Below are 10189 nucleotides of genomic sequence, written 5' to 3'. Positions count from 1 at the left end.
CACGGCTTGGTGCCGTCCAGCACCCAGGGACCGGGCCCGTCGGCGTGTCCGGGGCGGGTCCGGTGGGCGACGGGGGTCTGCCCCCCGGACTCGGAGGCGTAGACGCCCAGGACACCGTGCGGGGCCGGCACCCCGGCCTGGTCCAGGATCGCCACGGCGTCCAGGTGGGGTTCGAGCACGCGGGCGGCCACCAGGTCCACCGCGGCCACGGAGGCGAGGAGCTCCCACAGGGCGCGGGTGTCCCCGCCGCCCGGCCGGGGCAGCTCCTGGGCCGGCAGGTCCCCGAGGGCCTCCAGCATGGGCTCCGCCGAGCCGTGGGAGGCGGTGGCGGCACGCACCAGGCAGGGGGCCGCCACGCCGTCCGCTTCCCCGCGTTCGCCCTCGCCCGTGTCCGTGATCCGGCCCGGGTGTCCCAGGTGCACCCAACGGGGCAGCGACATCGGTGTTCCTCCTGCGGTCCCGGGCCGGCCTGACGGTCGTCTCGTCGGCCCCTGCCGCCTATTCAACCAGCCGGGCCGCCCCGGCCGCCCGGTGGCGCCGGACCGGGGGCGGAGCTCACTTCCGCAGGATGAGCCGGGGGAACTGCGTGAAGGCCTCGACGCCGGTGTCCGTGATGCGGATCGATTCCGAGGCCGCGTAGCCGTAGCCGGTCATCCACATCCCGCAGATCAGGTGGAACGTCATGTTCTCCGCCAGCACGTTCTCGTCCTCGGCACGGATGCTGATGGTCCGCTCCCCCCAGTCCGGCGGGAAGCCGACCCCGATGGAGTACCCGAGGCGACTGGGCTTCTCCAGCCCGTACCCCGCCAGGGTCCGGGTCCACGTCCGGGACAGTTCCCGGACGGGGACGCCGGGGGCGGCGACGTCGAGGATGTCCTGCAGCCCGGCTCCGACCGCCTCCTCCAGCAGCAGCAGTTCGGGCGACGGCGTGCCGAGCACGACCGTGCGGGCCAGGGGCACGTGGTACCGGCGGTGCACCCCGGCCAGCTCGACGGCCACGGCGTCACCCTCCCGCAGCACGCGATCGGACCAGGTCAGGTGCGGGGTGTCCGCGGACCCGCCGGTGGGCAGCATCGGGACGATGGCGGGGAAGTCACCCCACGCGTCCTCGGTGCCCGCGGCCTGGGCGGCGGCGATGTGCGCGGCCACCTGGTTCTGGGGCACTCCCGGCTCGATCGCGTCGATGGCCTCCTGCATCGACACCGTGGTCACCCGGGACGCGAGGCGCATGTACCGGATCTCGGCATCCGACTTCACCGCCCGCACCCAGTTGACCAGCTCGAAGCAGTCCACGAGGGACCACTCCGGAATCCCCCGCAGGAGCGCCTGGTAGGCCTTCGGCGCGAAGAAGTGGGCGTCCATCTCCAGGCCCACGCCTCCCCGGGCGGCCGGTTCGACCAGACCGCGCCGGCGCAGGGCGTCGGCGACCCAGTCGAAGGGGTGGATCCGGGGCTGGTGCACGTAGCGTTCCGGATAGCCCAGGACCTGGTCCATGGGCAGCCAGCTGGTGCGGAAGGCACCCAGGGCGTCCATCTCCCGCAGGAACAACAGCATGGGCCCGTCCAGGGGGATGAAGAGGACCTGCGGGGTGTAGAACGACCACGCGTCATAGCCGGTGAGGTAGAAGATGTTCGCCGGGTCCACGACCATCAGGGCGCTCAGGCCCTGCCGGTCCATCCTCTCGCGCACCGACAGCAGCCGCTGGGCGTACTCGTCCATGGGGAACAGCGCCCCGCGGATGTCGGCGTCCCCGGCCGGAACGGGTGCGATGGCCGGGGCGGGAACGACGTCCGGTCCCGGGGCGGCGGCTCCCACCGTGAGCCCGTCCCCGGTCACGCGTGCTGTGGACATGACCCGATTTTCCGCTCCCCGGGACCGGGTGACAACGGTAGGGCGTACCCCAGCACCACCTGCCGGCCGTCCCCGCGCCGTCGGTCATGTTCACCGGTCGGCTACCTGTGGTCACGCGTTCGTGGAACAGTGGTGCCATGAACGCTCAGACCCCTGCGCCCGCCGCCGAACGGGCAGGCACCGTGGCCCTCCCCGAAGACCTCGTCGACCTGGACGCCCTGCTGGCGGCCTACGCCGAGCGTCATCCGGACCCCGCGGACCCGGCGCAGCGGGTCTCCTTCGGCACCTCCGGCCACCGCGGCTCGTCCCTGAAGACCTCCTTCAACGAGGACCACATCGCCGCCATCACGCAGGCGATCGTCGAGTACCGCGCCGCCCAGGGGATCACCGGCCCGCTGCTGATGGGCCGGGACACCCACGCCCTGTCCGGGCCGGCCCAGGACACCGCGCTCGAGGTGCTCATGGGCAACGGGGTACGCACGCTGATCGACTCCCGGGACGGCTACACCCCCACCCCGGCCGTCTCCCACGCCATCCTGGTGCTCAACGACTACCGCACCCACGGGCAGGACCTGGCCGACGGCATCGTCATCACGCCCTCCCACAACCCGCCCGCCGACGGCGGCTTCAAGTACAACCCGCCCCACGGCGGCCCCGCGGACACCGACGCCACGGACTGGATCGCGGACCGCGCCAACGAGCTGCTGGCCGGGGGCCTGGCGGAGGTCCGGCGCATCCCGCTGGCCGAGGCGCGGCGCCACGAGGCGCTGGGCACCTATGACTTCCGGGACCGCTACGTCACCGACCTGCCGAAGGTCGTGGACCTGGACGCCATCCGCCGGGCGAAGGTCCGCATCGGCGCGGACCCCATGGGCGGGGCCTCGGTGGAGTACTGGGGCGAGATCGCCGAGCGCCACGGACTGGACCTCACCGTCGTGAACCCGGACGTCGACCCCCAGTGGGCGTTCATGACCCTGGACTGGGACGGCAGGATCCGGATGGACTGCTCGTCGCCGAACGCCATGGCCTCGCTGATCGGGCGGATGCGGCCCGACGCCGGTTCCGCGTCCGGTCCCGGCGCCGACGCGGACGTGCCGGGACCGGACGCTGCGGCGCCGTTCGACATCGCCACCGGCAACGACGCGGACGCCGACCGCCACGGCATCGTCACCCCGGACGGCGGGCTGATGAACCCGAACCACTTCCTCTCCGTGGCGATCGACTACCTCTACCGGCACCGTTACGACTGGCCGGCCGGGGCCGGCGTCGGGAAGACGCTCGTCTCCTCCTCGATGATCGACCGGGTGGCCGCGGGGCTGGACCGGGACCTCGTGGAGGTGCCGGTGGGCTTCAAGTGGTTCGTGCCCGGCCTGCTGGACGGGACGGGTGTCTTCGGCGGGGAGGAGTCCGCCGGGGCGTCCTTCGTGTGCTTCGACGGGACCCCGTGGTCCACGGACAAGGACGGGATCCTGCTGTGCCTGCTGGCCGCGGAGATCCGGGCGGTGACGGGCACGTCGCCGTCCCGGTACTACGCGGACCTCGTCGCGCGGTACGGGGACCCGGTGTACGCCCGCATCGACGCCCCGGCCACCGCGGAGCAGAAGGCCAAGCTGAAGCGGATGTCCCCGGCGGACGTCACCGCGGACACCCTGGCCGGGGAGCGGATCATCGCCACGATGACCGAGGCGCCCGGGAACGAGGCGCCCATCGGCGGGCTGAAGGTCACCACGCAGAACGCCTGGTTCGCCGCGCGCCCCTCCGGCACCGAGGACGTCTACAAGATCTACGCCGAGTCCTTCGTCTCCGCCGAGCACCTGGCCCAGGTCCAGGCCGAGGCGAAGGCGATCGTGGACGCGGTCATCGCCTGAGCGTCAGAGCAGGCGCTTGATCGCCTGGCGCTTGGTCCAGGTGTAGGGCGGGTAGACGGCCTTGAGGGTGTCCACCTGGTCGGTCTTCGTCAGGGCCGGGCGCAGTTGGGAGAACGTCTCGAACCCGGCACGCCCGTGGTACGAGCCCATCCCCGAGGGCCCCACGCCGCCGAACGGCAGGGTCGGCAGGCCCACGTGCATCAGCGTGACGTCGAAGGCCATCCCGCCGGCGGTCACGCGCTCCTCGAACGCGCGGTGGTAACGGGGCTTGTCCGTGAACAGGTAGGCGGCCAGCGGATGCGGCCGGGCGTTGATGAACTCGATCGCCTCCTCCACGGTGTCCACGCGCAGGATCGGCAGGATGGGCCCGAAGATCTCCTCGGCCATCAGCGCGCTGTCCGCGGAGACGTCCGCCAGCACGGTCGGCTCGAGGTACCTGTCCGCCACGTCGGCCCGGCCCCCGTGCACGAGCCGCGCCGGGGCGCGCCCCTCCCCGGGCTCGAGCGCGTCCTGCAGCAGGCCGGCCAGTCGCTCGGCGTGCTGGGTGTCGATGAGCCGGCCGTAGTCCGCGGAGGCCTGCGGGTCCGCACCGTAGAACTCGGTGATGGCCTTCGTCAGGTGCCTCTCCAGCTGCCGCTGCGTCTCCTCGCCGACCACGAGCACGTAGTCCGGGGCCACGCACGTCTGTCCGGCGTTGGTGAACTTGCCGAAGGCGATGCGCCGGGCGATGGCCGGCCAGTTGCGCCCGTCCGCCACCACGCACGGTGACTTCCCGCCCAGTTCCAGGGTGACGGGGGTCAGCTGCCGGGCGGCCGCCTCGTAGACGATCCGGCCGACCCGTTCTCCGCCGGTGTAGAAGATGTGGTCGAACTTCTCGGCCAGCAGCCCCTGGACGGTCTCGGCGCCACCCTGCACCACGGCCACCGAGCGCGGGTCCAGGTACTGCGGGATGAGGCGCCCGATGAGCTCGGACGTGGCCGGGGCCTTCTCACTGGGCTTGAGCACCACGGCGTTGCCCGCGGCCACGGCGGCCACCAGCGGGGAGATGAGCAGCTGGAACGGGTAGTTCCACGGGGCGATGACCAGCACCGCACCCAGCGGACGCGCCTCGATCTTGGCACTGGCCGGCTGGAAGGCCAGCGGGACCTTCACGGACTGCGGTTCCATCCAGTCGGTGAGGTACAGCAGGGCGTGGTCCGCCTCGGCGCGGGTCACCTGGACCTCGGTGACCATGGCCTCCGTGCGGGACTTGCCGAGGTCCTGCTCGAGGGCCGCGCAGATGGCGTCGGCCTCCTCCTCCAGCATCCGCCGGATCCCCTTGAGCTGTGCGGCCCGGTACCGGCGCGGGTGCGGCAATCGCAGGGTGGCGGCCTGCCGCATGCGCCCGACGGCGTCGGCCGGCGCCTCCGTTCCCATGGCCACGGCGGGGCCGGCGGGCACCGGCAGGCCGGCTCCCGGTTCGTCGAGGGGCTGCTCGGAGCCCGGGGCGAGTCTCATCGTCTGGTCCTGGACGGCGTCGGGAATCTCAGGCATCCTCCCACGGTAGCGGCCTACCGCTGGGGCCAGAAACCACGTGCCTCCATCACCGCGGCCAGGGCCTCGACGTCATCGGTCATCAGTCCGTCCACGCCCAGGGCGATCAACCGTTCCATCTCCGCCGGCTCGTCCACGACCCAGACGTGGACCTGCAGTCCCGCGGCCTGGCAGCGCGAGACGAACCGCGGGGTGACCACCGTGATCGGCCCCTGCCTCACCGGGACCTGCACGCAGTGGACGTGGGCCAGCCGGCGGGCGACGAACCGCGTCAGGCCGAGCGGGGCGGTGAGCACGAGGGCCCCGACCGCCAGCGCCCCGCCGGACATCGCCACGGCCCGCCCGGACGCCCGGGTGAACCTGCGGCGGCGGGAGTCGTGGAAGGACGCGACCAGCACGCGGTCCCAGGCGTCATGGCGCGCCACGATCCGGGCGATCGCCTCGGCCGCCGCGTCGTCCTTGAGGTCCACGTTGAGGCGGACGTCGTCCCACTCGGTCAGCAGGTCCTCGAAGCGCAGCAGGTGCTCACCCTCCGGGGCCTCGGACGCGGCGGCCCCGGGGGTCCCGGCGGCGGCCCCGGTGAGGGCGGGGTCGATGACGCGGACCCGGGCCAGTTCCTCCCACGTGTGGTCGGAGACCCGGCCGGTACCGGTGGTGACGCGGTCCAGCACCTCGTCGTGGAAGACCATGAGCACGCCGTCCCGCGTGGTGCGCACGTCCAGCTCGAGATAGCCGTAGCCGCGTTCCACGGCGGCGCGGAAGGCGGCGAGGGTGTTCTCCCGGGCGGTGTCCGCGCCCCGGTGGGCGAAGGCCAGGGGCCAGCCCCGGCGGCCGGGCAACGAGTCCTTCAGGTACTGCGGCAGGCTGGGGGGCTTCACGGTCATCACCCTAACGGCAGCGGGTGCGGGGTCAGTCCAGGGTGAGCAGGTGCTCGATGATCGCGGCCACGCCGTCGTCGTCGCAGGCATCGGTGGTGGCGTCGGCGGCCTCCAGCAGCAGCGGGTGCCCGGAGGCCACGGCGTACCCGGTCCCGGCCCAGTGGATCATCTCCAGGTCGTTGGGCATGTCCCCGAAGGCGACCACCTCCTGGGCGGAGATCCCGTGCCGGGCGGCGAAGTCCTCCAGGGTGCTGGCCTTGTTCACGTCCGGGCGGGACATCTCCAGCAGGGCGACGCCGGGGGCGGAGTGGGTGACGGCCAGCAGTTCGCCGAGCAGGGACCGCACCTCGGCCAGGAAGGCGTCCGGCTCGCTGCTGCGCGTCTTGGCCAGGAACTTCACCACCTCCGGTTCCGGGGGCAGCACCTCGTCCAGGGACCGGCCGACGTGGATGCCCCGGGCGAGCTCGGCAGGAGAGTCCTCGTCCAGGCGGTCCATGAAGGCGGCGTCGAGGTGGAACCCGTCGAGGGTCTCCACGCCGAAGGACGCCGAGGGGTCCAGCGCGGCGATCATGGCCCGGGCCTCCAGGACGGTGTCGAGCATCATGGGCCGGGACTCCAGCACGGTGTCACGGACCAGGTCGTAGACCACCGCTCCGTTGGAGCAGATCACCGGCCCGGCGTGGGCGAGGCCCTCGGCCACCGGCGTCAGCCAGCGGATCGGGCGGCCGGTCACGAAGACCACCTGCACTCCGGCGTCATGGGCGGCCTGGAACGCGGCCACCGTGCGCGGCGAGACCCACCCCGTGCGGGAGTGCTCATAGCCGATGATGGTCCCGTCCAGGTCGCTGGCGATCATCCGGGGACGTCGCGTGGCGCCGCCGGGCCTGACCGGCGGTGCCGGATCGAGGGCCGGATCGGGGAGGGACATGGGTCCATTCTAGGCCGGGGGCCGGTGGACCGGACCGGACTCCCGGGCCGGTTCAGCCGAGCTCGTCGCGGGTGGGCGGGTCGGCGCCCGGCCGGGAGGAGGTGATGGCCGCCGCCCGCGCTGCGTAGGCGAGCACCGCCGTCGTGTCCTCCGGGCTGATGCCCCGCAGCGCCTCCCGGCGGTCGGCACCGAGCAGGCCGCGGTCCTTGAGGGCGATCAGCAGTGCGGCGGTGAACGAGTCCCCCGCTCCCACCGTGTCCGCCACCTCCACGGGGTGCACGGGGTGCTCGGAGACGCCGGCGGCGGTGGCGCAGAGGATGGAGGTCGCCCCGCGGGTGACCACCACCATGGCCGGTTCGATCCGCTGCCACGCCACGATGGTGTCCTCGAGCGGGCGGTCCGGGTACAGCCAGGCCAGGTCCTCGTCCGAGGCGTGCACGACGTCGGCGAGCGCCACGGACTCCTCCGCCCGGCGCCGGGCCAGGGCGCGGTCCGGGACGATCGAGGGCCGGCAGTTCGGGTCGTAGCTGAGGGTGACGTCCGGCTCCAGGGTGGACAGCAGCTCCATGACGGTGGAGGCGCCCGGCTCGAGCATGGTGGCGATGGACCCGGCGTGCACGTGCGTCAGGGTCCGGCTCTTCCCGTCCCGGCACAGGGCCTGGCGGACCAGCTCGGAGAGCTCCGCGGCGGGGGGCAGCGTCCAGTCGAGGTCGAACGAGTAGTTCGCGGCCCCGGTGGGGTCCAGCCGGGCGGTGGCCACCGAGGTCGCGGTGTCGTCCGGGCCCAGGACGGAGTCCACGCCGTTGCGCGCCAGGTGGTCGCGGACCATGTCCCCGTACTCGTCCCGGCCATAGCGCCCGGTGAACAGCACGTTCTCCCCCAGGCGGGCCAGGCCGACGGCAACGTTCAGGGGACTTCCACCCACGTGGGCCCGTGGGGTGGCGGTGTCCGAGACGACGACGTCGACGAGCGCCTCGCCGATCACACCCACGTAGTCAGTCACGATTCAACGGTACCCTACGGGTCAGTTGACTCCCCGGGGATGAAGCCGCCCGCCGGACACCGCCGGGGCCGGACAGCCCCTCCTGCACGCCGACCGAAGGTGCACCGTGACCACGAACGACCCGCACACGCCCGCCGACCGGACGCCCGGACCGGACTCCCCCCGCCGCCGCCCCGCCTCGCGTCCCGCACTGACCCGACGCCTCGGCATCGGCTGGACCGTCCACGGTGACGGCCGGCGCATCGCCCCGGGCGAGGTGGTCGCCCCGGACGAGCGGCTGGGCTGGCCGCAGACCATCGGCGTGGGCGTGCAGCACGTCATGGCCATGTTCGGCGCCACCGTGCTGGTCCCCACCATCACCGGGTTCCCCGTGACCGCCTCCCTGTTCTTCTCCGGCGTGGGCACCCTGCTGTTCCTGGTCATCACCGCCGGGCGGGTGCCGTCCTATCTCGGCAGTTCCTTCGCGTTCATCGCCCCCATCTCCGCGGCCATGAACCAGCACGGGATCGGGGGTGCCCTCGGAGGCGTCCTGGTCACCGGCGTGGCCCTGTTCCTCGTGGGCCTGGTGGTGCAGAGGGCCGGCGTCGGCTGGATCCACGCCCTGATGCCGCCCGTGGTGATGGGCACGATCGTCGCGCTGATCGGCCTGAACCTGGCCGGTTCCACCACGCAGGCCATGGTCGACGTGCCGCTGACCACCTTCTCCACGACCCTGGCGATCGTCGTGGCCGCCGTCCTGTTCAAGGGCCTGCTCGGCCGGCTGTCCATCCTGCTGGGCATCATCGTGGGCTACCTGGTGGCGCTGGTGCAGGGGCAGGTCGACTTCGCCCCGGTCGGCCAGGCCGCCTGGGTGGGCCTGCCGCCGTTCCACGCGCCCGAGTTCCACTGGAACGTCCTGTTCCTGTTCCTGCCCGTGGTGCTCGTGCTCGTGGCGGAGAACATCGGGCACGTGAAGACCGTGGGCCTGATGACCGGCCGCGACCTGGAGGGTTCCTACGGGCGCGCGCTGATGGCCGACGGCCTGTCCACCACCCTGTCCGGGGCGGGCGGCGGCGTGGGCACCACCACGTACGCGGAGAACATCGGCGTCATGGCCTCCTCCCGCGTGTACTCCACCGCGGCGTACTGGGTGGCCGGGTGCACGGCCCTGGCCCTGGCGTTCCTGCCCAAGTTCGGCGCACTGATCAACACCATCCCCGCCGGGGTGCTCGGCGGGGCGGGGATCATCCTGTACGGGATGATCGGCGTGATGGGCGTGCGCATCTGGGTGCAGAACTCGGTGGACTTCTCCAACACCATCAACCTGATGGCGGCCGGCACGGGACTGATCGTCGCCATCGCCAACCCCACCCTGGACCTCGGCGGGATGCAGTTCGGCGGGATCGCCCTGGGCACGGCGATGGTGCTGGTGGTGTTCCACCTGATGACGTTCATCGCCCGGTGGCGCGGCACCGAACCGGTCCCCGCCGATCCGGACGGGGAACCGTACGAGTCGGCCGAGCCCGGCCGCCTCGGCTGAGCCTGCCCGTCCCGGCCCGTTCCGCCGTACGCTGGGGGCGTGGCCGAGCACACGGAACACCCGCAGCCCCCGACGCCGGCGCCCTGGCCCGCCGGGGCCGCCCACCTCGTGGTGTCCGGCCCCACCGGGTCCGGCAAGTCCACGGTCGGCCGGCTCGTGGCGACGGCGCTGGGCCGGGTCTGGGTGGAGGGGGACGCCTTCCACCCGGTGGCCAACCGCGAGAAGATGGCCGCCGGGACCCCCCTGGACGAGGACGACCGCGCGCCCTGGCTCGACCGGCTCGCCGCGGAGCTGGGCCGGCTGGGCGGGCTCGGACTGCCCGCGGTGCTGGCCTGCTCGGCGCTCAGGCGCGCCCACCGGGACGTGCTGCGTTCGTGCGGCTACCCCGTCACCGTGGTGCAGATCCTGGCCTCCCCGGACGAGCTGCGGGCCCGGCTGGCGTCGAGGCGGGAACACTTCATGCCGGCCTCGCTGGTGGACAGCCAGGCGGCCCTGATGGAACCGCTGGCCGCGGGGGAGGACGGGATCACGGTGGCCTCCACGGAGGACCCGCAGGCCACCGCGTCCCGCATCCTGGACGAGCTGGGCTTCGTGCTGTCCTGGGACTGA

Annotated in this window: 8 protein-coding genes and 1 pseudogene; 3 read left to right on the top strand and 6 right to left on the bottom strand. The window is 72.8% G+C overall.

Annotated features, from left to right (window positions below; translation table 11 throughout):
- Both Q0283_RS02445 and Q0283_RS02440 read right to left on the bottom strand, forming a co-directional pair.
- A pseudogene (locus Q0283_RS02445) lies at nt 1-440 on the bottom strand (acyl-CoA hydrolase); the annotation flags it as partial.
- A 115-nt stretch (nt 441-555) separates the two neighbouring features.
- A complete protein-coding gene (locus Q0283_RS02440) occupies nt 556-1851 on the bottom strand; it encodes a Xaa-Pro peptidase family protein (protein ID WP_255459812.1) in 1296 nt (431 codons plus the stop codon).
- A gap of 137 nt (nt 1852-1988) precedes the next feature.
- Here Q0283_RS02440 and pgm point away from each other — a divergent pair, with 137 nt between their 5' ends.
- Entirely contained in the window at nt 1989-3719 is a 1731-nt protein-coding gene (gene pgm / locus Q0283_RS02435; protein ID WP_183530360.1) for a phosphoglucomutase (alpha-D-glucose-1,6-bisphosphate-dependent), read from the top strand.
- 3 nt (nt 3720-3722) lie between these two features.
- Here pgm and Q0283_RS02430 read toward each other — a convergent pair whose 3' ends face one another.
- Genes Q0283_RS02430 through Q0283_RS02415 form a run of 4 tightly spaced genes read right to left on the bottom strand, consistent with a single transcriptional unit; the run spans nt 3723 to nt 8061 of the window.
- The gene (locus Q0283_RS02430; RefSeq protein WP_183530362.1) at nt 3723-5252 is read right to left on the bottom strand and encodes an aldehyde dehydrogenase family protein; all 1530 of its coding nucleotides are present in this window, start codon (nt 5250-5252) and stop codon (nt 3723-3725) included.
- 17 nt (nt 5253-5269) lie between these two features.
- Nucleotides 5270-6136 carry a glycerophosphodiester phosphodiesterase gene (locus tag Q0283_RS02425; RefSeq protein WP_298042600.1) on the bottom strand — a complete coding sequence of 289 codons (867 nt, stop codon included), beginning with the start codon at nt 6134-6136 and terminating at the stop codon, nt 5270-5272.
- Nucleotides 6137-6161: 25 nt separating this feature from the next.
- On the bottom strand, nt 6162-7058 hold the full coding sequence (locus Q0283_RS02420) for an HAD family hydrolase (RefSeq protein WP_183530366.1): 897 nt from the start codon (nt 7056-7058) through the stop codon (nt 6162-6164).
- Nucleotides 7059-7110: 52 nt separating this feature from the next.
- Nucleotides 7111-8061: a carbohydrate kinase gene (locus tag Q0283_RS02415; RefSeq protein WP_298042593.1), complete on the bottom strand. Its 951-nt coding sequence runs from the start codon at nt 8059-8061 to the stop codon at nt 7111-7113.
- A gap of 190 nt (nt 8062-8251) precedes the next feature.
- Here Q0283_RS02415 and Q0283_RS02410 point away from each other — a divergent pair, with 190 nt between their 5' ends.
- Both Q0283_RS02410 and Q0283_RS02405 read left to right on the top strand, forming a co-directional pair.
- Nucleotides 8252-9580, top strand: coding sequence for a uracil-xanthine permease family protein (locus Q0283_RS02410; RefSeq protein ID WP_298042609.1), 1329 nt, complete (start codon nt 8252-8254; stop codon nt 9578-9580).
- Between the two features lie 39 nt (nt 9581-9619).
- Nucleotides 9620-10189, top strand: coding sequence for a gluconokinase (locus Q0283_RS02405; protein ID WP_298042591.1), 570 nt, complete (start codon nt 9620-9622; stop codon nt 10187-10189).

Source organism: uncultured Citricoccus sp. (assembly GCF_937871995.1).
Lineage (GTDB): Bacteria > Actinomycetota > Actinomycetes > Actinomycetales > Micrococcaceae > Citricoccus.
This window is presented reverse-complemented; position numbering and strand designations above follow the sequence as displayed.

Bases quoted from the DNA above. Each gene is read 5' to 3' on its own strand.
- Q0283_RS02440 (WP_255459812.1), bottom strand. From the start codon at position 1,851: ATGTCCACAGCACGCGTGACCGGGGACGGGCTCACGGTGGGAGCCGCC.
- pgm (WP_183530360.1), top strand. From the start codon at position 1,989: ATGAACGCTCAGACCCCTGCGCCCGCCGCCGAACGGGCAGGCACCGTG.
- Q0283_RS02430 (WP_183530362.1), bottom strand. From the start codon at position 5,252: ATGCCTGAGATTCCCGACGCCGTCCAGGACCAGACGATGAGACTCGCC.
- Q0283_RS02425 (WP_298042600.1), bottom strand. From the start codon at position 6,136: ATGACCGTGAAGCCCCCCAGCCTGCCGCAGTACCTGAAGGACTCGTTG.
- Q0283_RS02420 (WP_183530366.1), bottom strand. From the start codon at position 7,058: ATGTCCCTCCCCGATCCGGCCCTCGATCCGGCACCGCCGGTCAGGCCC.